This is a genomic window from Sphaerotilus microaerophilus (genome assembly GCF_023734135.1).
In the GTDB taxonomy this organism is placed as follows: domain Bacteria; phylum Pseudomonadota; class Gammaproteobacteria; order Burkholderiales; family Burkholderiaceae_C; genus Sphaerotilus; species Sphaerotilus microaerophilus.
In genome coordinates this window covers 123,067-148,658 of the sequence record NZ_AP025730.1, presented here as the reverse complement: position 1 = coordinate 148,658, position 25,592 = coordinate 123,067, and the positions used below count along the sequence as shown (strand labels likewise).

Annotated in this window: 23 protein-coding genes; 14 read left to right on the top strand and 9 right to left on the bottom strand. The window is 70.9% G+C overall.

Translation table 11 applies throughout. The annotated features are described in order from the left end of the window. The 4 genes from NGK70_RS00675 (at window position 1) to NGK70_RS00660 (ending at window position 5,104) form a co-directional block, all read left to right on the top strand. Window positions 1-1,095 carry a nickel-dependent hydrogenase large subunit gene (locus NGK70_RS00675; RefSeq protein WP_251971477.1) on the top strand — a complete coding sequence of 365 codons (1,095 nt, stop codon included), beginning with the start codon at window positions 1-3 and terminating at the stop codon, window positions 1,093-1,095. Continuing rightward, window positions 1,092-1,562 (top strand): hydrogenase maturation protease, encoded by a 471-nt coding sequence (locus NGK70_RS00670; protein WP_251971476.1) that lies wholly within the window; start codon window positions 1,092-1,094, stop codon window positions 1,560-1,562. Before NGK70_RS00675 ends, NGK70_RS00670 begins: the two co-directional genes overlap by 4 nt. Continuing rightward, window positions 1,555-4,269, top strand: a complete 2,715-nt coding sequence (locus NGK70_RS00665) for a sensor domain-containing protein (RefSeq protein ID WP_251971475.1) — start codon at window positions 1,555-1,557, stop codon at window positions 4,267-4,269. The genes NGK70_RS00670 and NGK70_RS00665 overlap by 8 nt, the downstream gene beginning before the upstream one ends. Window positions 4,270-4,369: 100 nt before the next feature. Then, window positions 4,370-5,104, top strand: a complete 735-nt coding sequence (locus NGK70_RS00660) for a hypothetical protein (protein WP_251971474.1) — start codon at window positions 4,370-4,372, stop codon at window positions 5,102-5,104. A 99-nt stretch (window positions 5,105-5,203) separates the two neighbouring features. On the opposite strand, the gene metK is transcribed toward NGK70_RS00660, so the two are convergent. Continuing rightward, window positions 5,204-6,385, bottom strand: a complete 1,182-nt coding sequence (gene metK, locus NGK70_RS00655) for a methionine adenosyltransferase (RefSeq protein ID WP_251971473.1) — start codon at window positions 6,383-6,385, stop codon at window positions 5,204-5,206. Window positions 6,386-6,592: 207 nt separating this feature from the next. Here metK and NGK70_RS00650 point away from each other — a divergent pair, with 207 nt between their 5' ends. Then, window positions 6,593-7,498: a lysophospholipid acyltransferase family protein gene (locus NGK70_RS00650; RefSeq protein ID WP_251973636.1), complete on the top strand. Its 906-nt coding sequence runs from the start codon at window positions 6,593-6,595 to the stop codon at window positions 7,496-7,498. A gap of 46 nt (window positions 7,499-7,544) precedes the next feature. Then, on the top strand, window positions 7,545-8,480 hold the full coding sequence (locus NGK70_RS00645) for an LpxL/LpxP family acyltransferase (protein WP_251971472.1): 936 nt from the start codon (window positions 7,545-7,547) through the stop codon (window positions 8,478-8,480). A 26-nt stretch (window positions 8,481-8,506) separates the two neighbouring features. Here the strand turns inward: NGK70_RS00645 and NGK70_RS00640 are convergent, their stop codons facing one another. The 3 genes from NGK70_RS00640 to NGK70_RS00630 form a co-directional block, all read right to left on the bottom strand. Further along, window positions 8,507-9,820 carry a tol-pal system YbgF family protein gene (locus NGK70_RS00640; protein WP_251971471.1) on the bottom strand — a complete coding sequence of 438 codons (1,314 nt, stop codon included), beginning with the start codon at window positions 9,818-9,820 and terminating at the stop codon, window positions 8,507-8,509. Window positions 9,821-9,893: 73 nt separating this feature from the next. After that, the gene (otnI, locus tag NGK70_RS00635; protein WP_251971470.1) at window positions 9,894-10,679 is read right to left on the bottom strand and encodes a 2-oxo-tetronate isomerase; all 786 of its coding nucleotides are present in this window, start codon (window positions 10,677-10,679) and stop codon (window positions 9,894-9,896) included. A gap of 126 nt (window positions 10,680-10,805) precedes the next feature. Beyond that, entirely contained in the window at window positions 10,806-11,891 is a 1,086-nt protein-coding gene (locus tag NGK70_RS00630) for a phosphotransferase (protein ID WP_251971469.1), read from the bottom strand. A gap of 302 nt (window positions 11,892-12,193) precedes the next feature. Here NGK70_RS00630 and NGK70_RS00625 point away from each other — a divergent pair, with 302 nt between their 5' ends. The 4 genes from NGK70_RS00625 (at window position 12,194) to NGK70_RS00610 (ending at window position 15,511) form a co-directional block, all read left to right on the top strand. Then, on the top strand, window positions 12,194-12,667 hold the full coding sequence (locus NGK70_RS00625; RefSeq protein WP_251971468.1) for a PaaI family thioesterase: 474 nt from the start codon (window positions 12,194-12,196) through the stop codon (window positions 12,665-12,667). A 33-nt stretch (window positions 12,668-12,700) separates the two neighbouring features. Further along, a complete protein-coding gene (dapF, locus tag NGK70_RS00620; RefSeq protein ID WP_251971467.1) occupies window positions 12,701-13,597 on the top strand; it encodes a diaminopimelate epimerase in 897 nt (298 codons plus the stop codon). A gap of 197 nt (window positions 13,598-13,794) precedes the next feature. Further along, window positions 13,795-14,478 (top strand): DUF484 family protein, encoded by a 684-nt coding sequence (locus tag NGK70_RS00615; protein WP_251971466.1) that lies wholly within the window; start codon window positions 13,795-13,797, stop codon window positions 14,476-14,478. A gap of 88 nt (window positions 14,479-14,566) precedes the next feature. Continuing rightward, a complete protein-coding gene (locus NGK70_RS00610; protein WP_251973635.1) occupies window positions 14,567-15,511 on the top strand; it encodes a tyrosine recombinase XerC in 945 nt (314 codons plus the stop codon). Here NGK70_RS00610 and NGK70_RS00605 read toward each other — a convergent pair. The 4 genes from NGK70_RS00605 to ilvD form a co-directional block, all read right to left on the bottom strand. Then, window positions 15,499-16,170, bottom strand: coding sequence for a hypothetical protein (locus tag NGK70_RS00605; protein ID WP_251971465.1), 672 nt, complete (start codon window positions 16,168-16,170; stop codon window positions 15,499-15,501). The two genes, NGK70_RS00610 and NGK70_RS00605, sit on opposite strands and share 13 nt — an antisense overlap. A 177-nt stretch (window positions 16,171-16,347) precedes the next feature. Then, on the bottom strand, window positions 16,348-17,442 hold the full coding sequence (gene amrS, locus NGK70_RS00600) for an AmmeMemoRadiSam system radical SAM enzyme (RefSeq protein WP_251971464.1): 1,095 nt from the start codon (window positions 17,440-17,442) through the stop codon (window positions 16,348-16,350). Beyond that, window positions 17,435-18,838, bottom strand: coding sequence for an AmmeMemoRadiSam system protein B (gene amrB, locus NGK70_RS00595; protein ID WP_251971463.1), 1,404 nt, complete (start codon window positions 18,836-18,838; stop codon window positions 17,435-17,437). Before amrB ends, amrS begins: the two co-directional genes overlap by 8 nt. 122 nt (window positions 18,839-18,960) lie before the next feature. Continuing rightward, window positions 18,961-20,820 carry a dihydroxy-acid dehydratase gene (ilvD, locus tag NGK70_RS00590; protein ID WP_251971462.1) on the bottom strand — a complete coding sequence of 620 codons (1,860 nt, stop codon included), beginning with the start codon at window positions 20,818-20,820 and terminating at the stop codon, window positions 18,961-18,963. A 328-nt stretch (window positions 20,821-21,148) separates the two neighbouring features. On the opposite strand from ilvD, the gene pyrE reads away from it, so the two are divergent. Together pyrE and NGK70_RS00580 are read left to right on the top strand one after the other, a co-directional pair. After that, window positions 21,149-21,856 (top strand): orotate phosphoribosyltransferase, encoded by a 708-nt coding sequence (gene pyrE / locus NGK70_RS00585; RefSeq protein WP_251971461.1) that lies wholly within the window; start codon window positions 21,149-21,151, stop codon window positions 21,854-21,856. Then, on the top strand, window positions 21,853-22,584 hold the full coding sequence (locus tag NGK70_RS00580; RefSeq protein WP_251971460.1) for a DUF4124 domain-containing protein: 732 nt from the start codon (window positions 21,853-21,855) through the stop codon (window positions 22,582-22,584). Before pyrE ends, NGK70_RS00580 begins: the two co-directional genes overlap by 4 nt. Before the next feature lie 7 nt (window positions 22,585-22,591). Here NGK70_RS00580 and gatB read toward each other — a convergent pair whose 3' ends face one another. Further along, on the bottom strand, window positions 22,592-24,103 hold the full coding sequence (gatB, locus tag NGK70_RS00575; RefSeq protein WP_428985559.1) for an Asp-tRNA(Asn)/Glu-tRNA(Gln) amidotransferase subunit GatB: 1,512 nt from the start codon (window positions 24,101-24,103) through the stop codon (window positions 22,592-22,594). Between the two features lie 235 nt (window positions 24,104-24,338). Here gatB and NGK70_RS00570 point away from each other — a divergent pair, with 235 nt between their 5' ends. Then, window positions 24,339-24,839, top strand: coding sequence for a TlpA disulfide reductase family protein (locus NGK70_RS00570; protein ID WP_251971459.1), 501 nt, complete (start codon window positions 24,339-24,341; stop codon window positions 24,837-24,839). Window positions 24,840-25,022: 183 nt separating this feature from the next. Then, complete coding sequence (locus tag NGK70_RS00565; protein WP_251971458.1) at window positions 25,023-25,547, top strand: hypothetical protein; 525 nt, start codon at window positions 25,023-25,025, stop codon at window positions 25,545-25,547. Window positions 25,548-25,592: the final 45 nt, after the last annotated feature.

The window sequence follows — 25,592 nt, the reverse complement described above, 5'->3', positions numbered from 1 at the left end:
GTGCTGGAGATCGTCGCTCACTTCGGCGGGCAGTGGCCGCATTCGTCCTACATGCTGCCGGGCGGCGTGGTGACGCCGCCGGACACGCGCCGGTTGATCGCCTGCCGCGCGGTGCTCGACGAGTTGCAGCGCTGGTACGAGCAGCGCGTGGTCGGCGCCCGCCTGGAGGACTGGCTGGCGCTGGATTCGGCCGATGCCCTGTTCGCCTGGCTCGACCGGCCGGCGCCGGCCGGCTCCGCGCTGGGGCTGATGACGCGCTTCCTGCGCTCGCAGGGGCTGCACCGGCTGGGCATCGGCACGCCGCACATGCTGTCCTTCGGCGTCGGCTGCGACCCCGAGCGCTGGGGCCCATCGCAGGACGCCCACCTGATGCGCAGCGGCTTCCTCGACGGTGACAGCGGCACGGTCGAGCCGCTCGACACCACGCAGATCGCCGAGCACGTGCGGCACTCCTGGTTTCGCCCCTACGAGGGCGGGCGCCATCCCTACGAGGGCGAAACCGTGCCCGACTACCAGCCGGGCAGCGACCGCTACAGCTGGGCCAAGGCACCACGCTACGGCGAGCGCGTGGTGCAGACCGGCCCGCTTGCCGAGCTGCTGATCGGCGGCGATGCCCTGCTGCGTGACCTGCATGCCCGTGAAGGCGCGGGTGCCTGGCTGCGCCAGTTCGCCCGCGTTCGCCGCGTCGCCTATGAGCTGCGGCATGCCCGCCGCATGCTCGACGAGCTGGGCGCTTCGCTGCGTGAGCCCCATTTCATCGCCCCGGTGCCGGGCAGCGAGGTGGATGGACAGGGCTGTGGCCTGGTGATGGCCGCGCGCGGTGCGCTGGGCCACTGGGTGCGCCTGCGCGATGGCGTGGTGGAGAAGTACCAGATCATCACCCCCACGGCCTGGAACGCCTCGCCGCGCGACAGCGCCGGGGTGCCGGGGCACTGGGAAGCCAGCCTCGTGGGGTTGGAGGTGGCGGACGCGGACGACCCGATCGAGATCGGCCACCTGATCCGCTCGCACGATCCCTGCTTGGTCTGCACGGTGCATTTCGCGCAAGCGGGTGCCCCCGCGGGGGCGGGCCGGCGCCTGGTGGTGGGGGCATGACGGGCTTGGCGCGCCGGCAGGTGCTGTGCTTCGGCAACGAGCTGCACGGCGATGACGGCTTCGGCCCCGCCGTGGGGCGGGCCCTGGCCGAGTTGGGGCTGCCGGGGGGCTGGGAGCTGCACCAGCTGGGCACGCGCGGGCTGGACGCACTGGCGCTGCTGCAGGATTGCGAGGCGGCCCTGCTCGTGGATGCCGAGGCGCCTGCCGGGCAGCCCGGGCGGCTGCGGGAGCGCCGGGCCGACGAGCTGGGCAGCGAGGCCAGCCTGGTCGGCCATGGCATGGGGCTGGGCTTCGTGCTGCAGGCGCTGCGAGCGATGCCGGTCCGGCCCGGGGTGCTGCGCATCCTCACCGCCGAGATGGCCGAGGTCCGCTCCTTCCAGCTGGCGCTGTCGCCCGCGGTGGCGAGCGCGGTCGATCCCGCGGCCCGGCAGCTGGGCCGGTGGATGCAGGAGGCCGCGCATGCCTGAGCGGGCCGCGACGATGACCCCACCCGAGGCGGCTGCGCTGCGCCCGGGGCGGCCGGCGCACGACGAAGTCGCCGCGCTGCGCCTGGAGGTCGAGGCGCTGCGCCTGGCCAACGCTGCGCTGGAAGGCCAGCTGCTGGCCGGCGCCGAGCAGGCCGAGTCGATGTTTGCCGCCCTGGAGCGCCAGCGCAACGAGCTGCGCGGTGCCCATGCGCGCGAGCTGTCGCTCGGCGCCTTCGCCCAGCGCATCATGGACACGGTGGGCGGCGTGGTGATCGTGGTCGATCCCGAGGGCCTGCTGCGCCAGTGCAACCGGCACTGCCAGGCCCAGCTGGCGCCGCTGGCCGAGGGCGGCAGCGTCGACGTGCTGCTGCACCCCGACGACCAGGCGGCCCTGGCTGCCGCCCTGCCGCCGCTGCCCTGGCCGGTGCGCTCGGTGCTGTTCGAGAGCCTGCGCCGCCTTGGCCAGTACCGCGCCGAGCACCGGCTGGCCATGCGCGATGGCAGCCACCGCTACCACCTGGTCGAGGCGGCGCTGCTCTACAGCGCGCAGGGCAAGGAGGAGGGGGCCGTCATCAGCGGCACCGACATCTCGGCGCTGAAGGCGCAGGAGCTGGAGCTGCGCGCCAGCGAGGCCCGCTTCAAGCAGGCCGAGCAGGTCGCGCGTGCCGGCAGCTGGGAGCTGGACGTCGCCAGCGGCGCGATGCGCTGGTCCGACGAGATGGCACGCCTGCTCGGCCGGGCGCCCGGGGAGCCGGCCAGCCTGGCGGCCTTCGCGGCCGCCGTCCATCCCGACGATCGGGGCAGCGTCATCTGCGGACCGTCGCTGGCGCTGTCCTCCGGCGCGCCCTGCGAACTGGAGTTCCGGCTTGCTTCCACCGGAGGGCCGGAGCGCTGGGCGCACCTGCGGGCGACGCTCTTTCACGATGCCGCCGGGGCGCCGGTGCGGGCCGTCGGCACGCTGCAGGACATCAGCGCCCGGCGCCAGGCCGAGGAGGAGATGCGCCTGGCCGCCAGCGTATTCGACAACAGCCTGAACGCGATCCTGCTGGCCGATGCGCAGGGGCGCATCCGCAAGGTGAACCGCGCCTTCACCGAGATCACCGGCTACAGCGCCGAGGAGGTGCAGGGGCAGAACACCCGGATCATGAAGTCGGGCGAGCACCCACCGGAGTTCTACGCGGCCATGTGGGAGCAGCTGCGTACCTCCTTCCACTGGGAAGGGGAGCTGCTCAATCGCCACAAGGACGGCCAGATCATCTCGGTGTGGGAGAGCATCGTGGCCGTGCGTGATGCGGCCGGCGAGGTGACGCACCACATCGGCATCTTCTACGACATCTCCGAGCAGAAGGCCGCGGCCCAGCGCATCCACCAGCTGGCCTACTACGACGCGCTGACCGGCCTGCCCAACCGCACGCTGCTGATGGACCGCTGCCAGCACGCGTTGGCGCGCGCCGCACGCGAGGGCGAGCGGCTGGCGGTGCTCTTCCTGGACCTGGACCGCTTCAAGCACTTCAACGACAGCCTCGGCCATCCGGTCGGCGACGCGCTGCTGCAGGCGGTCGCGCCGCGTCTGCAGCAGGTGCTGCGGGGCTCGGACACGGTGGCCCGTCTGGGCGGCGACGAGTTCGTCGTGCTGCTGGAAGATGTCGAGACGGCGGCGAATGCCCAGTTGGTGGCACGGCGCATCGTCGAGGCGTTCAAGGCTCCTTTCGAGCTGGGCGAGTTGAGCCTGACGGCAACGACCACGGTGGGCGTGAGCCTGTACCCCGACCACGGTACGGACGTCACCAGCCTGTTCAAGTACGCCGACCTGGCGCTCTACCAGGGCAAGGAGTCGGGGCGGGGTGACTTCCGCATCTTCGAGACCCGGTTCAACGACGCCGCGCGCCAGCGCATGCACCTGGAGAACGAACTGCGCCAGGCCCTGCTGCGCAACGAGCTGGCGCTGCACTACCAGCCGCTGCTGTCACTGGGCGATGGCCGGCTGGCCGGCGCCGAGGCGCTGCTGCGCTGGACGCACCCGGAGCTGGGGTCGGTGTCGCCGGCCCATTTCATCCCGGTGGCGGAGGACAGCGGGCTGATCGTGCCCATTGGCGCCTGGGTGCTGGAGCAGGCCTGCCACCAGGCCCGGCGCTGGCTGGACGACGGCCTGCCGCTGGGGGTGATGGCGGTGAACCTGTCGGCGCTGCAGATCCAGCGCGACGACCTGGTCGCCACCGTGGCCAACGCGCTCACGCTCAGCGGCCTGCCGGCGCAGCACCTGGAGCTGGAGATCAGCGAGGCCTACATCCTGCGCCACGCGGAGCGCGACCTGCGCCAGCTGGCCCGGCTGCGCGAGCTGGGGGTGTCGCTGGCGCTGGATGACTTCGGCACCGGCCAGACCTCGCTGGGCCACCTGCGCCGCCTGCCGGTGGGCAAGCTGAAGATCGACCGGGCCTTCATGGCCGACATCGACCGCGACCCGGCTGGCGCCACCGTGACGCGCGCCATCATCGGCCTGGGCCACGGCCTGGGCATGACCGTGCTGGCCGAGGGCGTCGAGACCGAGGCCCAGGAGGCCCTGCTGCGCGCCCAGGGCTGCGACCAGGTGCAGGGCTTCCGTTACAGCCGGCCGCTGCCGGCGGCGGGGTTCGAGGCGTTTGTGTGGGGGCGCAGCGGCCGAGGGGACACGCCTTACTGGCCTGTTGCAGCACCGCACGTCGTCTGACGTTGACGTGGCGCAAGGTCAGGTTGCGCCACCGGCGTAGGGTCATCCTGGATTGGGCAACTTTGCTGCTGCCCGGTCCGTCCAGTCGGAGGGCACAGCGATGGTCGGCACATATGAAACCGGGTGGCAAGCCTATAACGCTCTCGGCGAGGAGTGCAAGAAGAACGTCAGCAGCACGAAACGAACGCGCAAGGCAGTGGCCAAGGCGGTCGGGGGGGCGACCGGCGAGGCAGTGGTGGTGGCTTTGGCGTCGGTGGTGCCGATTGTTCTGCCCTTGTTCGTCGAGTTGCTTCTTGAGGGTGGTAAAGGGGTCGTCGGTGCGGTGGAGGGGGGACGAGCCAAGACCACGATGGAGGACGGAGATGACCGCGAGGCTCTGAGACGCGACAACATCCAGAGCATTCTCTTCGGTGCCCCATTGCTGTCGGTGGTTGGCCCAAGACCGGGAACCCACGGCAGGGTCTGGCAAAGCGAGTTGATGGCCCTGGTGATGATTCACTATCGCAAGGCGCATGAAATCTGGGCCGCCGAGCCGTTCCCTGCAGGCAAGGCCGTGGAAGGACTGGCATCCTGCCACGATGCCGAGTTGCTCTACCGCAAGCACGTGGAGGTGGACTACCACCTGTCAAAGATGAAGGCCTACGCTGAAGAGTTGCAGAAGGTGGCCAGCAAGTACGTCGAGTTCTGCAACAAGAATTCGCAGACGCTGCAGAAGTCCTTCAAGATGGCTGAGGGCGCTGCGAAGGCGGTCATGGAGCACGACGAGCGATGGCACCAGGCGCACTGCGGTGTCGCGGAGCATTGCTACCGGACCACCAAGTGGCTGAGGCTCTGATCGGCAACTCGGTGGCAGCCGGACAGATTCACTCACCTCCGCTGCGCGGAGATGAGCTTCGCCCCAAACCTCAGGGTTCGCTGTCGCGAACGCCGGGCCTTACAGCCCGGCCGCTGCGCGCAGCGCCTGGGCCTTGTCGGTCCGCTCCCAGGTGAACTCGGGCTCTTCGCGGCCGAAGTGGCCGTAGGCCGCGGTCTTGGCGTAGATCGGGCGCAGCAGGTCGAGCATCTGGATGATGCCCTTGGGGCGCAGATCGAAGTGCGCTTGCACCAGCTTGGCGATCTCGGCGTCGGGGATGACGCCGGTGCCTTCGGTGTAGACCGTGATGTTCATCGGCTTGGCCACGCCGATCGCGTAGGCCACCTGGATCTGGCACTGTTTGGCCAGGCCGGCGGCGACGATGTTCTTGGCCACGTAGCGAGCGGCGTAGGCGGCCGAGCGGTCGACCTTGGTCGGATCCTTGCCGGAGAACGCGCCGCCGCCGTGCGGGCAGGCGCCGCCGTAGGTGTCGACGATGATCTTGCGCCCGGTCAGGCCGCAGTCCCCCTGCGGGCCGCCGATGACGAAGCGCCCCGTCGGGTTGATCAGGTAGCGGGTCTCATTGAGCCACTCCTTGGGCAGCACCGGCTTGATGATCTCCTCGATGATGGCTTCGGTGAAGCTGGCCTTCATCTGGGTCGCGGTCTCGGACTGGTCCGGTGCGTGCTGGGTGGAGAGCACCACGGTGTCGATCGAGTGCGGCTTGCCGTCGACGTAGCGCATCGTCACCTGGCTCTTGGCGTCCGGGCGCAGGAAGGGCAGGCGGCCGTCCTTGCGCAACTGGGCCTGGCGCTCGACCAGGCGGTGCGCGTAGTAGATCGGCGCGGGCATCAGCTCGGGCGTCTCGTCGCAGGCGTAGCCGAACATCAGGCCCTGGTCGCCGGCGCCGATGTTCAGGTAGTCGTCGCTGGCGCGGTCCACGCCCTGGGCAATGTCGTTGCTCTGCTTGTCGTAGGCCACGAGCACGGCGCAGCCCTTGTAGTCGATGCCGTACTCGGTGTTGTCGTAGCCGATGCGCTTGATGGTGTCGCGCGCGACCTGGATGTAGTCGACGTTGGCCTGGGTGGTGATCTCACCGGCCAGCACGACCAGGCCGGTGTTGGTCAGCGTTTCGGCGGCCACGCGCGAGAGCGGGTCCTGCGCCAGGATGGCATCGAGGATCGAGTCGGAGATCTGGTCCGCGACCTTGTCGGGGTGCCCTTCGGAAACGGATTCCGAGGTGAAGAGGAAATCGTTCGCCACTTAAATAAACTCCTGAGGTTGAACACAAGGACTTCGGCGGTTCGCCTGGGTCTTCGGGGTTCGGTTCGGAGACAGCGGCGAACGCTTTAGCGGTATTTCGTTCATCCTCCCGGGAGGGTGGATGCGTGCCGGTGACCCGTGGATCGCTGGCCCGTCGCCCCGCAAGTTGTTCCTTAACTCGGCGATGTCCGGAATTCTAGACCTGTGATCCCGACCCTTTTCAGACTGGCGGCACGCCTTCCGCTGGCACTTTTGCACCGTGTGGGCACTTTGTTGGGCTGGCTGGCCTTCTGGGGTTCGCCCCCCTACCGCCAGCGCCTGCGCGCCAACGTGGCCCAGGCCGGGCTGGACTGGGCCCGTGCGCGCGGCGCCGTGGCCTCGGCGGGGCGCATGGTGGCCGAACTGCCTTGGCTGTGGTGCCGCCCGCACGACCAGCCGCTGGGCGGTTGGGTGCGCTGGGACGGGGCCGAGCACGTCGAGGCCGCGCTGGCCGAGGGCCGCGGGCTGCTGATGCTCACGCCGCACCTGGGCTGCTTCGAGGTGATTGCGCAGGCCTATGCCGAGCGCTGGGGGGCTATGAGCCCGATCACCGCGCTGTACCGGCCCTCGCGCCAGCCGGCGCTGCGCGAGCTGGTGGCGCAGTCGCGCAACCGGCCCGGGCTGCTCACGGCCCCTGCCAACCTGACGGGGGTGCGGCAGATGATCCGCGCCCTGCGCAAGGGCGGCACGGTGGGCCTGCTGCCCGACCAGGTGCCGCCGCAGGGCATGGGGGTGTGGGCGCCCTTCTTCGGCCGCGAGGCCTACACGATGACGCTGGCCTCGCGCCTGGTGCAGCAGACCGGCGCGGCCTGGCTGCTCTTTGCCGCCGAGCGGCTGCCGGGTGGGCGCGGCTACGTGATCCGCGTCTCGGTGCCGGCCGAGCCGATGCCCGGCACCCCGGCCGATCCCGCCGGGGGGCAGGATGCCGAAGAGGTGGCCCGGCGGGCCGCGGCGGTGGTGAACCGGGCGATGGAAGGCCTCATCCTGGCCCGCCCGGACCAGTACCTCTGGGGCTACCACCGCTACAAGCAGCCGCGTCCCCAGGCCGAGGTGCCGGCCGATGGGGCAGACTGAGCGCTGGTCCTTCCTTCGAACCAAAACAGAGACAAAAACGCCATCCATGAGCGGGGACACTTCCAAGGCGCCGTGGCGCCAACGCGCCAGGGCTGCGGCCACCGCGGCGGCCTCCCGTGCGGTGCTGGGCCTGCTGTGGCTGCTGCACTGGCTGCCGCTGAGCTGGCTCGACCGGCTTGGCCATGGGCTGGGTGCGCTGCTGTGGCGGCTGGGCAGTTCGCGCCGCCGGGTGGCGCTGCGCAACCTGGCGCTCTGCCTGCCCGGGCGCAGCCCGGCCGAGCGCGAGGCCATTGCACGGGCGCACTTCGGCTGGCTGGGGCGCAGCTTCCTGGAGCGCGGCCTGCTCTGGTGGGCGCCGCGCGAGCGCCTGGAGCGGCTCATCCACGTCGAAGGCGATGTGAAGCTGGCCGAGCGCAGCGAGCGCCCGGTGATGTGGCTGGCGCCGCACTTCCTGGCGCTGGACGTGGCGGGCGTGGGCATCCTGCTCAACCAGAACCGCCGCGCCGGCTCGATCTACCAGGCGCAGAGCAACCCGGTGTTCGACGCGGCGATGCGCGCCGGCCGGCTGCGCTTCGGCAATGCCGAGATCTTTCCCCGGCAGGACAGCGCCAAGCCGCTGATCCGCGCCATCAAGCGCGGCGACGCCTTCTTCAACCTGCCGGACATGGACTTTGGCGCGAAGGACGCGGCCTTCGTGCCCTTTTTCGGCGTGCCGGCGGCCACGCTGCTGGCGCCCTCGCGCATGGCCCGGCTGCTCGACATGGTGGTGCAGCCGGTGGTGGGCGAGATGCTGCCCGGTGGCCAGGGCTGGCGCATCCGCTTCCTCGACCCCTGGCCCGACTTCCCCAGCATGGACGCCGAGGCCGACGCCGCGCGCATGAATCGCTGGATCGAGGGCGAGATCCTGCGCAACCCCAGCCAGTACCTCTGGGTGCACAAGCGCTTCAAGACCCGCCCTGCGGGCGAGCCGTCGCTGTACTGAGTGCCCCCCCGCGGCCGGCCCTGCCCTCAGCGCGCCGCGACCGGCTGCTTCAGGTGCAGCAGCCACAGCCGGGCCAGGTCGGCGCTGCCGTCGCTGCCCTGCACCGCCTGCAGGGTACGCACGGCCTTGTCGGCCTGGCCGGCCTGGGCGTAGGCGGCACCCAGGCGCAGGCGGATCTCGTCGGGCCGCTTGAGACTGCCCTTGGCGAGCGCCTCTTCCATCATCGCCAGGCCGCGCTCGGTCTGGCCGGCGGCGATGTAGCTCTGGCCCCAGCTGGCCTGCGCGAGCGCTTCCTTCACCGCCGGGCCCTTGCCCTTGAGCGCGGCCTCGTCGTCGGCGGCGCTGCGCTGGACGGCGTCGCGCAGCTTGGCCTGGGCCGCGGCCTGGGGGCCGTTGCCGAACTGGCCGCTGGCGTAGGCCTGCTGGATCCAGCGCCGTGCCTCGATCGACTGGCCGCCCTGCTGCGCCATCTCGGCCAGGGTCATCACGTCGGAGGTCTCGTCCAGGCCGCCGCAGACCACGGCCTTGAGCCGCAGGGCGTCCAGCACCAGGCGGTCGGCAAAGCCCTCGCGCGAGGCCACCCGCCCGACCAGGTCCGCCCAGTAGGTCTTCTTCGGGTACAGCGTCACCAGGCGCTCCAGGGTGGCCTGGTAGGCCGCCATGTCCTTGAGCTGGGCCTGGGCGCTGGCGAGCAGGCGCAGGCGCTCCTCGCCGGGCGCCTGGCCTGCGGCCTCGCCGGCCTTCAGCTCGGCCTGCATCTCGCGTGCCGCGCCGGCGTAGTCCTTGAGCAGGTACAGCGACTGAGCCAGCCATTGCTGCGCCAGCGACTGCTGGGCGGGCGTGGCGCTGGGCTCCTGGCGCAGCCGCCGGGCCCAATCGATCGAGCGCTGGTGGTCCTGCGCCCGGTAGTAGGCCGACAGCACGGCCTGCACCAGCCCGGCCCGGTCGGCGGCCGGCAGGCGCCCGCCTGCGATCAGGGCGTCGTGGGCCCGTTCGGCCGCGGCACCGTCGCCGGCGCCGGAGGCCGCGGCCAGGCGCAGCCGCTCGGTCACGAAGGCCTCGTAGGGCGACTTGGCCCCCAGCACATCGGCCTCCTTGAGCTTGGCCAGGGCGGCGCTGAACTGCTGCTGCCGGAGCAGGTCCTGGGCGCCGGCCAGCACGGGGAAGAGCTCGGGGCGCACCCCGTCGGCGGGTGCCGATGCGGCCGCGGAGGCCGGCGTGGCTGCGGCGGTGGCCTGGGCCTGGGCCACCGGCGGCACGACGGCCAGTGCCAGGAGCGTCATCAGAACGGCGGCCAGGGGCGCGCGGGGGGCTGCAAGGCGGGTCGGGGCAGGGCGCATGGGCGGCGGGTCGGGTGGTTGGAGGGAGGGCTTGAGGCGCCTGGCGTGGGCGCCACACCGGCAGGCGACGATGCTACCGGGCGCGGCGCAGCCAGCCCAGTCCGGCCGAGGTGCCCGCACGGGGGCGGTACTCGCAGCCGATCGGCTGCGTCCAGCCCAGCGCGTCGATCAGATCGAAGAGGTAGGGGTAGTTCAGCTCGCCGGTGTCTGGCTCGTGACGCTCCGGCACCCCGGCGATCTGCAGGTGGCCAACCCGGCCGCTGGGCAGGTACTGGCGCAGCTTGGTGGCCACATCGCCCTCGACGATCTGGCAGTGGTACAGGTCCATCTGCACCTTCAGGTTGGCCGCGCCGACTTCCTGCACGATGGCGTGCGCCTCGTCCTGGCGGTTCAGGAAGTAGCCCGGCATGTCGCGCGGGTTGATCGGCTCGATCAGCAGCTCCACGCCGTCGGCCGCGGCGGCCTGGGCGGCCCAGGCCAGGTTGTCCAGGTAGGTGGCGCGCAGCGTGTCGCGTGCGATGTCGGCGGGCGCGACGCCGGCCATCAGGTGCAGGCGGCGACAGCCCAGGGCGCGCGCGCAGGGCAGCGCCTGCTCGACCAGGCCGCGGCGGAACTCCTCGCGCCGCTGCGGCAGGCAGGCCAGCCCGCGGTCGCCAGCGGCCCAGTCGCCGGGCGGGGCGTTGAACAGCTGCTGCACCAGCCCGTGCGTTCGCAGGCGGTCAGCCAGTTCTGCCACCGGCCACTCGTAGGGGAAGAGGTACTCCACCGCCGTGAAGCCATCCGCCGCCGCCGCCGCAAAGCGGTCCAGGAAGGCGTGCTCGGGGTACATCAGCGTGAGGTTGGCGGCAAAACGCGGCATCGGGGCTCCTTCGGCACGGCGCAGCCCGGGCGTCTCATTGGCCCGACCACGCGATCGAACGAATCGCAGGTTCGCGATGGCCGATGCTAAGGCGGCGCCGGTCTTGCTTCGCCCCGGCGGCCCGGCTCAACCCAGCGTCTGCGCCAGCGCCCAGGCCTGCTCGGCCAGCGGGCGGGTGCGCCGGCCGGTTTCCAGCGCCCGGGCGTTGGAGGCGTTGCCCTGCTGCGCGCGCTTGGCGATGCCCTGCAGGATGCCCACCAGCCGGAACATGTTGAAGACGAGGTAGACGATCCAGTCCGCCTGCGGCACGGGGCTGCTGCGGCCGGTGCGCTCCAGGTAGCGAGCGCGGTACTCGGCCTCGGTCGGGATGCCGAGTGCGGCCAGGTCCTGACCGATCAGGCCGCGCCCGGTCAGCGGCGACATGTGCCAGCTCAGGCAGTGGTAGGCAAAGTCCACCAGCGGGTCGCCCAGCGTGGACAGCTCCCAGTCCAGCACCGCGAGGATGCGTGGCTCGGTGGGGTGGAAGATCACGTTGTCCAGCCGGTAGTCGCCGTGCACGATGCGGCTCGCGCCCTCGGGCGGGATGTGGCGGGGCAGCCAGTCGATCAGCGCGTCCGCGGCCGGGATCGGCTCGGTCTCGGCGGCCCGGTACTGCTTGGTCCAGCGCTCGATCTGGCGGGCCACGTAGTTGCCCGGCCGGCCGTAGTCGCCCAGGCCGATGGCCACCGGGTCGACCCGGTGCAGCGCGGCCATCACGCGGTTCATCTCGTCGTAGATCGCACCACGCTCGGGGGGCGTCATGCCCGGCAGGGTGGAGTCCCAGAAGATGCGGCCGTCGACGTGGTCCATCACGTAGAAGTCGGTGCCGATGACCTCGGGGTCCTGGCAGAGCACATGGGCCTTGGCGACCGGCACATCGGTCTGGGCCAGCGCGCTGATGACGCGGAACTCGCGGTCCACCGCGTGTGCCGAGGGCAGCAGCTGGCCGGGCGGCTTGCGGCGCATCACGAAGCGGCGCTCGCCGGCCGAGGAGCGCGCCGTCAGCAGGTAGGTCGGGTTGGACTGGCCGCCCTTGAACTGCTCGATGCTGACCTCGCCGTCCAGGCCCGGCATGCGCGGGCGCAGCCAATCGACCAGGCGCTGCTGGTCGAAAGCATGCTGGGGGGTCACCGGCTTGGTGCCGCTGAAGGCGTTCTGCAGCTCGTCGCTCATCCTCTGCTCCTCGAAGGGGGTCGCCCGTGTCGGCGCAAGCGCATGCGTCATCGCAAGTGCAGGCGCAGGCATCGGCACGCGGGCGGATTGGCGCGCAGTCTGGCCGTGCCGGCGGCGGCCGGCTAGCGCCAGGGTGACAGCCGCGGGGTATCTCCCGAGTGGAACATGCCCCTGCCGGCCTGCACGACCGCCCCACGCCGGCAAGAACGCGGGTTTTCACTGACACTGGAGGCCCCGTTGATTCCCGGCCAGCTCCCGGCCGACCCCCTGCCCCACCCTCTCCCTCTGCTGTCCGATCGCCCATGACCGCTCCCGCCGCTCTGCCTTCCTGCCAGCCGCCGGCCGGCTTCACGCTGTTCACCGGCCACGCCGGGCCCTATTTCGGTGCCCTCGGTCCGGTCTACTGGCAGGAAGTCGGCGACGGCACGCTCACGCTCGGGCTGCGCCTGAAGGAGCAGCACGCCAACATCCTCGGCATTCCGCATGGCGGCATGCTGCTGACCTTTGCGGACAGCGCCATCGGCGTCAATCTGGGCCGCGCCCAGCAGCGCCGCGACCCCAGCCGCGCCATCGTCACCACCAGCCTGAGCAGCGATTTCCTCGGCGCTGCGCGTCTCGGCGACTGGCTGCAGGCGCAGGTCACGGTGCGCAAGACCGGCCGCCAGCTGGCCTTTGGCGAGTGCCTGCTGGTGGCGGGTGAGCGCCCCATCCTGCGTGCCAGCGCGGTGTTCAGCGTGATCGACCGCCCGCTGCCCAGCGACGGCTCGGATGGCTGATCCGGCGTCGGCCCACCCGCGGATAATCCCGCCATGCGCCTGCGATTCACCAAGATGCAAGGGGCGGGCAACGACTTCGTCGTGCTCGACGCCACCGCCGCGCCGCTGCCCCTGGGGCCGGCGGCCTACCGCCTGCTGGGCGACCGGCGCTTTGGTGTCGGCGCGGACCAGATCCTGGTGGTCGAGCGCGCCACCACGCCGGGCATCGACTTCCGCTACCGCATCTTCAATGGCGCCAGCGGTGCGGAGGTGGAGCAGTGCGGCAACGGCGCGCGCTGCTTCGTGCGCTTCGTGCACGATCGGGGCCTGACGACGCAGCGCACGGTGCAGGTCGAGACCATCAACAACCGCCTGGCGTTGACGCTGCAGGACGATGGCCGCGTCACCGTCGACATGAACCAGCCGGTGTTCGAGCCGGCGCGCCTGCCCTTCGACCCCAGTGGGCTGACGCCGCGGCTCGTCAACGGCTTCGAGCTCTGGCCGCTGGAGCTGCCGGGGGCGAGCTGGCCGCGCGTGGAGATCGCCGCGGTGTCGATGGGCAACCCGCATGCGGTGCAGCGCGTCGAGGACGTGGACAGCGCGCCGGTGGCCGAGATCGGCCCCCTGGTCGAGGGCCACGCGCGCTTTGCGCGCCGGGTCAACGCCGGCTTCCTGCAGGTGGTCTCGCGCCGTGAGGTGCGCCTGCGCGTCTACGAACGCGACGCCGGCGAGACGCTGGCCTGCGGCACGGGCGCCTGCGCCGCGGTGGTGGCGGGCATCCGCCTGGGCTGGCTCGACGAGACGGTGGACGTGCACACCCGCGGCGGCCTGCTCACCATCACCTGGCCCGGCCCGGGCCAGCCGGTGTGGATGACAGGGCCGGCCGAGCCGGTGTTCGAGGGTGAGATCGAGCTGCCCGAGGCCTGCCTCGCTCCTGTCGCGGGGGCCTGAGGTGGGTGGCGAGCCGGGGTGCGCCGTGCCGACGCTGGCGGCGGTTTGTTCATCCTCGCTCACACTCGGTGGCCAGAGCCTGCCTTTTCAGCGCCTGACTTTCACGCCGAGGGCGTACCCTCGCGCTTGTTACTTATTTCCCATTCCTGCCGCGTCGGCCCTCGCAGGCCCGCGGCGGTGAGCAAGGCAGCAGTGTCATGAGCGTCATCCAGGGCATCACCGAAGACGAGATCGCCAACTACCTGGCCAACACGCCGGGTTTTTTCGAGCGCCACGCGCAGCTGCTGGCCAGCGTCGAGCTGGCCAATCCGCACGGCCAGCGCGCGGTCTCGCTGCAGCAGCGCCAGATGGAGATGCTGCGCGAGCGCATCCGCGGGCTGGAGCGGCGCATCATGGACATGATCCGGCACGGCCAGGAGAACGCCGCGCTGGCCGACCGGCTGCACCAGTGGACCTGCTCGCTGATGCTGGTGGAGGATGCGGCCGACCTGCCCGACCTGCTGGTGCTGGACCTGCAGGAGCAGTTCCTCATCCCCCAGGCCGCCATCCGGCTATGGGACGTGGCACCGGTCTACGCCGGGCTGCCGGCCGCGGCTGCGGTGAGCGAGGATGTACGCGCCTTTGCCTCCAGCCTGACGCAGCCCTATTGCGGCGCCAACGCCACCTTCGAGGCGGTGCAGTGGCTGGAGTCGCCGCAGACCACCGCCTCGCTGGCGCTGATCCCGCTGCGCCGCAGCGCTGCAGCGCCGGCCTTCGGCCTGCTGGTGCTGGGCTCGCCCGACCCGACGCGCTACGCCGTGGACATGGGCACCGAGTTCCTCACCCGGGTGGGCGAGCTGGCCAGCGCTGCCGCCTCGCGCCTGCTGCCGTCGGCAGATTGAGCCACCAGGGGTCGCTGCGGTGAGTACGCAGGCCCCGCCCCGGGTGGCTCCGGAGCCCGCTCCTGAGCCGCCTCCCGCGCCGGCTGCGCTGGCAGCCACCCCGTTGGGCGGGGACGCGCAGGCCTTCCTCGATCACCTGCGGCTGCAGCGCCGCCTGGCCGAGCGCACGCTGGCGATGTACCACGACGCGCTGGTGCGGCTCGAAGCCTTTGCCGTCGCCCAATCCGTCGTTCTGACCGAGGTGCGTGCCCACCACGTGCGCCGCTGGGCGGCGCAGCTGCACGGCCAGGGGCTGGGGCCACGCAGCATCGCCATCCACCTGGCGGCCTGGCGTGGGCTGTACCGCTGGCTGGGGCGCGAAGGGCGCATCCTGGCCAACCCGGTCGACGGCCTGCGCCCGCCCAAGGCGGCCCGCCCGCTGCCCAAGGCGCTGCCGGTCGACCAGGCGGTGGCGCTGGCCGAGGTGCACGATGACGACAGCGACCCGGTGCTCGATGCGCGCGACCACGCCATCGTCGAACTGCTCTATGGCTGCGGGCTGCGTGTGGCCGAGCTGCTGGGGCTGGACGTGCAGGCCAGCGCGGCGGCGCGCGGCTGGCTGGACCTGGCGGCAGGCGATGCCCAGGTGCTGGGCAAGGGCAGCAAGCGCCGCATCGTGCCGGTCGGCCAGGTGGCCGTGCGGGCGGTGCAGGCCTGGCTGGCGGTGCGAGGCGAGCTGGCCCACGTCGAGGAACCGGCGCTGTTCGTCAGCCGGCGCGGCACGCGGCTGACCGATGGCCAGCTGCGTCGCCGCCTGGCGCAGCGTGCCCGCGCCGCAGGGCTGCCGCAGGCGGTGCACCCGCACATGCTGCGGCACAGCTTTGCGTCCCACCTGCTGCAGTCCAGCGGCGACCTGCGGGCGGTGCAGGAGCTGCTGGGCCACGCCCAGATCAGCAGCACCCAGGTCTACACGCGGCTGGACTTCCAGCACCTGGCGAAGATCTACGACGCCACCCACCCGCGCGCCAAGCGCAAGTCAGGTCAGAAGCTGTAGCCGATCGAGAAGGTGATCTGCGGGATGTACTTGGCCTTGGCCACGCCGTCGCGCAGCTCGGCCAGTTCCTTGTCGAGGTTGGCCTGGGCGTCGGCCTCGTTGGCAAGCTGGCCGCGCAGCGTGCCGGTGACGGTGGCCTTGGCGAAGATCGTGCCGATGTCGACGGCGAAGCGGAAGCCGCTGCTGGCCTGGTGGCCCCAGCCGATGCCCAGGTAGGGCGCGGTCTTGGGGTACTTGATCTGCACGTTGATGCCGTCTGCGGCCGTCGTCGCATACGTCTTGTCGCCGATTTCCAGGGTGCCACCGGCGCCGCTGGCATCCAGCGTGAGCTGGTAGTTGTTGGCGGCCACGCCACCGGTGAGGCGGAACGTGCCGTCAAAGGGGAACCAGTCGGCGAAGAGGCCGAAGCGGTTGGCCTTGAGCTCACCGTTGTAGAGGATGCCCTCCTCGGTCCGCGTCTTTCGGTGCGTGCCGAGCGTCATCCAGTCGCCCCGCACGGTGAAGCTGCTGTTGATCGGGTGGGCGTAGCCCAGGCCGACGCCGGGAAAGCCGAGGTTGCCGTAGACCTCGCCAGCCTGGGCGCCGCCGCCCAGGGTGCTGCCGAGGGCGATCAGGGTGGCCACGCCAAGGGTGCGGGGAGACAGGGGGAGTCGCTTCATGGTCGGTTGCTCGCAGGCTGGAGCGGCCAGCCGCAGGGGCCGATCCGCAGGGTGAAAGCCCTGAGTGTCGGCAGCCAGGTCGGCTGGCTGCAGCGCCTGGCCCGAGCGCGAGGGGCTGGCGTGTGATCGGTCACGCCAGCAGCGGCGCAGAGCCTGTGGCGCTGCGGTGACGGCCGCTCAGCGCGGCTGGATGCGCACCGGGATGCGCCGCCGGCCGATCGGGTCCACCTCCGGTCCGGCGCCGAAACGTCCGGCAAGGGCCGTGCCGCAGTGCGGGCAGGCGCCTTGGGCGTCGAGCCGATAGGCGCGCACCTCGTGCCAGTCGCGCTCGATCAGCGGTGCGTGGCAGCCCGGGCAGGCCGTGGTGCCGCCCGCCAGGTCATGCACGTTGCCGGTGTAGACGTGCCGCAGGCCCTGGTCCAGCGCGATGCGGCGGGCCCGCTGCAACGTCGCGGGCGGCGTGGCCGGCACGTCCGTCATCCGGTAGTCGGGGTGGAACGCGGTGAAGTGCAGCGGCACGTCGGGGCCGAGTTCGTCATGCACCCAGCGGGTCATGGCCTCCAGTTCGGCGCTGCTGTCGTTGGCGCCCGGGATCAGCAGCGTGGTCAGCTCCAGCCAGCAGGCGGTGTCGTGGCGCACATGCACCAGCCCGTCCAGCACCGGCTGCAGGTGCGCGCCGGTGTGCTGGAAGTAGAAGGCGTCGGTGAAGCCCTTGAGGTCGACGTTGGCGGCGTCCATCTTGGCGTAGAACTCGCGCCGCGGCGCCTCGTGCAGGTAGCCGGCCGTGACCGCCACGGTCTGGAGGCCGCGCTCGTGGCAGGCGTCGGCCGCGTCCATGGCGTACTCGGCAAAGATCACCGGGTCGTTGTAGGTGAAGGCCACGCTGCGGCAGCCCGTCTCGGCGGCCACCTCGGCGATGCGCCGCGGCGAGGCCTGGTCCATCAGCCGGTCCATCTCGCGGCTCTTCGAGATGTCCCAGTTCTGGCAGAACTTGCAGGCCAGGTTGCAGCCGGCGGTGCCGAAGCTGAACACCCGGCTGCCGGGGTAGAAGTGGTTCAGCGGCTTCTTCTCGATCGGGTCGATGCAGAAGCCCGAGCTGCGCCCGTAGGTGGTCAGCACCATCGCGTCGCCCTGGCGGGCGCGCACGAAGCACAGGCCGCGCTGGCCCTCGTGCAGCCGGCAGTCGCGCGGGCAGAGGTCGCACTGGATGCGGCCGTCGTCGAGCCGGTGCCACCAGCGCGCCGGCGTCACGGAGTCGAGGGGTTCACTCATAGCTGCGCACCCCGTAACGCGACAGCTCAATGTCATCGGCCCAGAAATCCGCCGCCAGCCCCGCCTTGCGCTTGAGCGCCGCCAGGAAGGCGGCCGGCTCGGGCAGTTGCTCCCAGACTTGGGGCAGGAAGGTGGCGCGGTGGCCTTGCCACTGGAAGATCAGGCCGTCGACGCCCGGCTTCAAGAGCGCCAGCGCCTCGGCCTCGCTGCCCACGCGCGGCAGCGGCTGGGGCGCATCCAGCAGCGACACCTCCACCTGCAGGCCGGCCTGCCATTCGGCGCGGCTGAGCGGGCGGAAGCGTGGGTCGCGGAAGGCCGCGCCCTCCGCATTGCGACGCACGTCCTCTTCCAGCGTCCGCCAGGCCCGCAGGCTGCCGATGCAGCCGCGCAGCGCACCCCGCGCGTCATGCAGGGTCACGAAGGTGGCGCCGGGCTGGCTCAGCGCCGGGTGGGGCGGCTCGATCTCGGTTGGCAGACCCAGCTCGGCGCGAATGGCATTGCGGGCGCGGCCGAGCAGGGCGGCGCCGAGGTCGTCTGCGGTGGTCATGGTGTCGGTTGTGTCGGTGGTGGTTTCCATGTCGGTGGTCGACGGGTCCGAGCCCGGCGCGAAGGCCAGTGCCGCATAGCCGACCACGCGACTACGGTCGCCAGCCGTGTCGCCCGAGTTGCGCAGGTCCAGCCGCTCGGCCCGCAGGCCGTGGTGGCGTGCCGCGAGCAGCGCGCCGTTGAGCACGCGCGCGCCGCAGGCATCGTGCGGGTTCAGGTCGGTGGCGAGCTCGGCGATGCGCATGGCCGTGCGCTCGTCGCGCGCCTGGGCCTCGGCATAGGGCAGGAAGTGCGACAGGTCGCTGCTGAGCAGGATCAGCGTCTCGTCGCCGCCCCACAGGCGCTCGATCACCGCGCTCACTTCGCCGGGCGTGGCGTCGCCTACCGCCAGCGGCAGCAGCGTCCAGCCCGGCGCCAGCACCGTCTGCAGGAAGGGCAGTTGCACCTCCAGCGAATGCTCCATCGCGTGGGCCCGGTCGCTGCGCAGCACCTGCGGCAGATCGGCCAGTTGCGCCAGCGCCGCCTGGTCGACCGGCACCCGGCCCAGCGGCGTGTCGAAGGCCTCCACCGTCGGCACCGCCAGCCCCCGCACCGGCACCCGGTGCACCGGCCCGAGCAGCACGACGCGGCGGATCTGCGCCGCCCAGGGCCGCAGCCGGGCGTAGGCGCGCGCGGCGATCGGCCCGGAGTAGACATAACCGGCGTGCGGCACGACCAGCAGCTTGGGCCGGGGCGGCTCCACTGCGACGGGCGGCACCTCGGCCAGGCAGGCCTGGACCTGCCCGGCCAGCACGGCCGGCGAGGCGGGGTAGAAGCTGCCGGCCACGGCAGCAGGGCGGACGGAAACCATGACGCACACCTCCAGTCCGGGATATGCGCCCGGAACCTGCCGCCGTCAAGACCGCAAGGTGGGACGCCAGCGTGAAAACGGCCGCCCGCAGGCGGCCGCTGCACAAACCGGTGGCGGACGGATCAGTCTTCCAGCTTCGACAGATCCCGCACCGCACCCTTGTCGGCCGAGGTGGCCAGCAGGGCGTAGGCTTTCAGCGCGGCGCTGACCTTGCGCGGGCGTGCTTGCGCGGGCTTCCAGCCCTTGGCGTCCTGCTCGGCGCGACGGCGGGCCAGTTCTTCATCGCTGACCAGCACGTCGATCGAGCGGTTGGGGATGTCGATGCGGATGCGGTCGCCGTTCTTCACCAGGCCGATGGTGCCGCCAGCGGCCGCTTCGGGCGAGCAGTGGCCGATCGACAGGCCCGAGGTGCCGCCGGAGAAGCGGCCGTCGGTCAGCAGGGCGCAGGCCTTGCCCAGGCCCTTGCTCTTGATGTAGCTGGTCGGGTAGAGCATTTCCTGCATGCCCGGGCCGCCCTTGGGGCCTTCGTAGCGCACGATGACCACGTCGCCGGGCTTGACCTTGTCGGCCAGGATCTCGGCCACGGCTTCGTCCTGCGATTCGGTCACGAAGGCCGAGCCTTCGAACACCAGGATGGATTCGTCCACACCGGCGGTCTTGACCACGCAGCCGTCGATGGCGATGTTGCCGCGCAGCACCGCCAGGCCGCCCTCCTGCGAGAAGGCATGGTCGGCCGAGCGGATGCAGCCCTCCGCGCGGTCGCTGTCCAGGCTGGGCCAGCGGGTGGCCTGGCTGAAGGCGACCTGGGTGGGGATGCCGGCCGGGCCGGCCATGTAGAAGGTCTGCACCGCCTCGGAGGGGTCGCGGGCGATGTCCCACTGATCCAGCGCGGCCTTCATCGTCGGGGCGTGGATGGTCGGCACATCGGTGTGCAGCTTGCCGGCGCGGTCCAGCTCACCCAGGATGGCCATGATGCCGCCGGCGCGGTGCACGTCCTCGATGTGGTACTTGTTGGTGTTGGGCGCGACCTTGCACAGCTGCGGCACGCTGCGTGAGAGGCGGTCGATGTCGGCCATCGTGAAGTCGATGCCGGCTTCCTGGGCGATGGCCAGCAGGTGCAGGATGGTGTTGGTCGAACCGCCCATGGCGATGTCCAGCGTCATCGCGTTCTCGAAGGCCTTGAAGCCGATGCTGCGCGGCAGTACCGAGTCGTCGTTGCCCTCGTAGTAGCGCTGGCACAACTCGACCGCCAAGCGGCCGGCGCGCTTGAACAGCGCCTCGCGGTCGGCGTGGGTGGCCACCACGGTGCCGTTGCCGGGCAGGGACAGGCCCAACGCCTCGGTCAGGCAGTTCATCGAGTTGGCGGTGAACATGCCCGAGCAGGAGCCGCAGGTCGGGCAGGCCGAGCGTTCGACTTCGGCCAGGTCGGCATCGCTGACCTTGTCGTCCACGGCCATCACCATGGCGTCGACCAGATCGAGCTTCCTGATCTGCACGGTCTGGGTGCCCGGCACGGCCAGGCGCACCTTGCCGGCTTCCATCGGGCCGCCGGAGACGAAGACGACGGGGATGTTCAGGCGCATGGCGGCCATCAGCATCCCGGGGGTGATCTTGTCGCAGTTGGAGATGCACACCAGCGCGTCGGCGCAGTGGGCGTTGACCATGAACTCGACCGAGTCGGCGATCAGGTCGCGGCTGGGCAGCGAGTACAGCATGCCGTCGTGGCCCATCGCGATGCCGTCGTCCACCGCGATGGTGTTGAACTCCTTGGCGACGCCGCCGGCGGCCTCGATCTCGCGGGCGACCAGCTGGCCCAGGTCCTTCAGGTGCACGTGGCCGGGCACGAACTGGGTGAAGGAGTTGGCAATCGCGATGATCGGCTTGCTGAAGTCGGCATCGGTCATGCCGGTGGCGCGCCACAGCGAGCGGGCGCCGGCCATGTTGCGGCCGGCGGTGGAGGTCTTGGAACGGTAGGCGGGCATGGCAAATCCTCTGGGTGGCCCGGGCAGTGACGCACGGCGGGAGCAGTCCATGATTGTCGCGCAGCCCACCTGACCCGCGCAGTTCGCACGCTGTTCACGGTTTGTCCGCAGGGCGTTGCCAATTTTTGCAGGTTGGCCGCCCGGCCGTGGAGGGGTACCCCCCCCTACAATTCTTGGTCCCGCCTTTACCCCTTTACTAGGCGAGCCCAGCGGTGCCTGCATTCCAGCCGACGAGCCCCGGGCTGCCGAGTTGCTTGTCACCTGCTGTACTCGCCTCTCCCGCCTACTCCCGACGAATCCCGGTTGCCTCCGCTCACGAGTCCCCTGCATGAACCAGCCCGCCGCTCCCACTCTGTCTGCCTCGCCTCCCTCCGACGACCTGGCGCAGGACTTCGTGGCCTTCGCGGTGCAGGCGGGCGTGCTGCGCTTCGGTGAGTTCAAGACCAAGGCCGGGCGGTTGTCGCCCTACTTCTTCAACGCCGGCCTGTTCGACGACGGCGCCAAGCTGGGCCGTCTGGCCGAGTTCTACGCGCGCCGGCTGGTGGCCTCCGGGCTGCCATTCGACTTGCTGTTCGGCCCGGCCTACAAGGGCATCACACTGGCGGCAGCGGTGTCGGTCGAGCTGGCGCGGCTGGGCCACAACGTGCCCTACGCCTACAACCGCAAGGAGGCCAAGGACCACGGCGAGGGCGGCACGCTGGTGGGCGCCCCCGTGAAGGGCCGTGTGCTGATCATCGACGACGTGATCTCGGCTGGCACCTCGGTGCGCGAGTCGATCGCGATGATCCGTGCCGCCGGTGCCACGCCCTGTGGCGTGACCATCGCGCTGGACCGGCAGGAGAAGGCCAGCGAGAACGGGGTCGACGCGCCGCACTCGGCGGTGCAGTTCGTCCAGCAGCAGCTGGGCCTGCCGGTGGTGGCCATCGCCACCCTGGCCGACCTGCTGCAGTACCTGCACCGCCAGGGCGATGCCGGCTTGGGCGAGCACCTGGCGGCCGTGCAGGCCTACCGTGACCGCTACGGGGTGGGCATGTGACGGCCTGCACAGCCCGGCCCGCACGGGCCCTGCTGGCCGCCCTCGGCGTGTGCTGCGCGATGCAGCCCGTGGCGGCGTTGTCGCAGGTGCCTGGCAGCGCGCCCAACGCGTCAGGCATCTACTCCTGCGTCGACGGCAAGGGCCGTCGCCACACCTCCGACCGGCCGATTCCCGAGTGCCTCGACCGTGAGCAGGCGGTGCGCAACAGCGACGGCTCGGTGCGAGCCACCTTGCCGCCCAGCTACACCGCCGAGGAGCGCGCGGCCCGCGAGGAGCAGCGCCGGCGAGCCGAGGCCGACGAGCTGGCCCGCAAGGACCGCCTGCGCCGCGACCGCAACCTGCTGGCCCGCTACCAGGACACCGCGGCGCATCAGCGTGCCCGCGAGGCGGCGCTGCTACCTCTCAAGCAGGCCGCACTGGCCAACGAGAAGCGGCTCAAGGAGCTGGAGCGTGAACGCCGGACGCTGGCGGATGAGGCCGAGTTCTATGCCGGCCGAGAGCTGCCGCGCCCGCTCAAGGCCCGCATCGATGCGAACCGCGCTACCACTGAGGCGCAGCGCACGGTGGGCGCCAACAACGAGGCCGAGCTTGTGCGCATCAACGCCCGTTACGACGAGGAGCTGGCGCACCTGCGCGGGCTCTGGAGCGGGCAACCGGCCGGCGCGGCGATGAATGCCTCGTCGGCCACGCCTGTGCCGCAGGGGCCGGCCGCCCCGGCCGCGCGCTGAACGGGCCTCAGCCGGCGCCGAGCTTCTTCTTCAGCAGTTCGTTGACCTGGGCCGGGTTGGCCTTGCCCTTGCTCGCCTTCATGGCCTGGCCGACCAGGGCGTTGAAGGCCTTTTCCTTGCCGGCGCGGAACTCCTCGACCGACTTGGCGTTGGCGGCCAGCACCTCGTCAAGGATGGCCTCCAGCGCACCGCTGTCGTTCATCTGCTTGAGGCCCTTGGCCTCGATGACGGCATCGACGTCTGTGCCGGCGCCGGACCACAGCGCGTCGAACACCTGGCGCGCGGCGTTGTTGGAGATGGTGCCGTCCTGGATGCGGCCGATCAGCGCGGCCAGGGTCGGCGGCGACACCGGGGCGCTGGCGATGTCGCCGCCCTCGGCGTTCAGGCGCTTGCTGATCTCGCCCATCACCCAGTTGGCCACCAGCTTGGGCTGGCCGCAGGCGCCGGTGGCCGCCTGGAAGTACGCCGCCGTGGCACGGCTGGCGGTCATCATCGTGGCGTCATAGGCCGGCAGGCCGTGCTCGGCCTGGAAGCGTGCGGCCAGCGCGCCGGGCAGTTCGGGCATCGCGGCCCTCACCTCGGCGACCCAGCCGGGGGCGATGACCAGTGGCGGCAGGTCGGGGTCGGGGAAGTAGCGGTAGTCGTGCGCGTCTTCCTTGGTGCGCATCATGCGGGTCTCACCGGTGTCCGGGTCGAACAGCACAGTGGCCTGCTGGATGGCCAGGCCGTCCTCGATCTGCTCGATCTGCCAATTCACCTCGTAGTCGATGGCCTGCTGCAGAAAGCGGAAGCTGTTGAGGTTCTTGATCTCGCGGCGGGTGCCGAAGGGCTGGCCCGGGCGGCGCACCGAGACGTTCGCGTCGCAGCGGAAGCTGCCCTCCTGCATGTTGCCGTCGCAGATACCCAGCCACACCACCAGCGTATGCAGCGCGCGGGCGTACTCCACCGCCTGCTTGCTGGAGCGCAGCTCCGGCTCGGTGACGATCTCCAGCAGCGGCGTGCCGGCACGGTTCAGGTCGATGCCCGACATGCCGTGGAAGTCCTCGTGCAGCGACTTGCCGGCGTCCTCCTCCAGGTGCGCACGCGTCAGGTTGATGCGGTGCTTGACCCCGTCGACATAGAACTCGACCCCGCCGCCCTGCACCACCGGGATCTCATACTGGCTGATCTGGTAGCCCTTGGGCAGGTCGGGGTAGAAGTAGTTCTTGCGCGCAAAGATCGACATCGGCGCGATCGTCGCGTCCACCGCCAGGCCGAAGCGGATCGCCCGCTCCACGGCGCCGCGGTTGATCACCGGCAGCGTGCCCGGCAGCGCCAGGTCCACCGCGCAGGCCTGGGTGTTGGGCTCGGCGCCGAACTCGGTCGAGGCGCCGGAGAAGATCTTGGAATGGGTCGAGAGCTGGGCGTGGGTCTCGAAGCCGATCACGACCTCCCAGCCGCGCACGAGCGGCGCCGGCAGCGGGGCCGGAGAGGTGGCGGTGGCGGAGGCCAGGACGGCAGCGGTGGAGGCGGAGGTCATGCAAAACACTCGGTGAGGCCGCCGGCAGGCAGGCGCGAGCCCAGGGCGGTTCGGGTTGTCCGGGCGCAGCGCGCGCCGACGGAGCCAAACCGGAATGCTACGGCATTGCACTCCACTGACGGACACCCGGTCGGGAGCCGCGTCCGGACGAGGCCCAGCCTGCGGCGATGTCGGCCGTGGTGTCTTGGTGGCTGACCTACACTGACAGGGTCCTTCTGTCCATCGAGATCCGCCCATGAAGTTCGCCCGCATCGCCCTGCTCGCCATCGTTCTTGCTGGGGGAGGCATCGCCGCCTTCTTCGCCCTGGGCGGGCGCGAGACCGCGCCGACGGTGGCCTACACGCTGCTTGATGGCAGCACGCGCAGCACCGATGGCTTGAAGGGCAAGGTCGTGCTGGTCAACTTCTGGGCCACCAGCTGCACCACCTGCATGAAGGAGATGCCAGCGCTGGTCGAGACGCACCGAAAGTTCCAGGGCCGCGGCTTCGAGACCCTGTCGGTGGCGATGAACTACGACGTGCCGGCCTACGTGGCCAACTACGTGCAGTCGCGCCAGCTGCCCTTCCAGGTGACGCACGACCGCAGCGGCGAGATCGCCAAGCAGTTCGGCCAGGTGCAGATCACGCCGACCACCTTCGTGGTCGACAAGCAGGGCCGCATCGTCAAGCGCTACGTCGGCGAGCCGGACTTCCAGCAGCTGCATGCGCTGCTGGAGGAGCTGCTGGTCAAGGCCTGAACCGGCGACTGTGGCGGTTTGACCGCGGCGCCCCGGTGCTGGGCCGGCGGAACGCGGCAATCTGCCGAACAGTGGCCGGGTGACCCTTTGGGCACCATCTGTCGCTCAGGGGCTGTGCGAGGATCGCTGTTGCTGCGGGCGAGCATCGTGCCGCCCGGGCGTTCGACCAAGGAAGGATCCACGATGCAAGACAACAAGACGGCGCGCAGCGTCACCTGGGGCGTGCTGCTGTCCGCGGCGGTACTGGCTACGGGCTGTGGCTCGATGGGGATGGGTTCGTCGAAGTCCGATGGCGGCTCGACCGCAGCGGCAGGCGCGACGGCCAAGGTCCCTGCCGGCATGAATGAGCGCGGCGAGGTGGTCGACTCCAGCAAGGTGGAAGCCGGTAGCGGCCAGAAGGTCAAGGGTCTGGGTGAATGGGAGGGCGAGATCACCGGCAAGCCTGCGCCCGGCAGCAAATTCCCCCGGCTGCAGATCGGCATGAGCATGAAGCAGGTGACCGACATCGCCGGCCAGCCGACCGACTCGGGTGCCTACATCACCGGTAAGGCCTGGATCCCGTTCTATTTCGGTGCCGACCGGCACCGCTTCGAAATGGTCTACAAGGGCCAGGGCCGGCTGATCTTCGCCGGGGGCTCGCTGGGCAACTTCACCGGCGGCAACCTCATCTGGGTCATCCACAACGCCAACGAGAGCGGCTATCGGTGAGCCTTGCTGCGCTGACGTGACAAGGGCCGCAATGCGGCCCTTTCT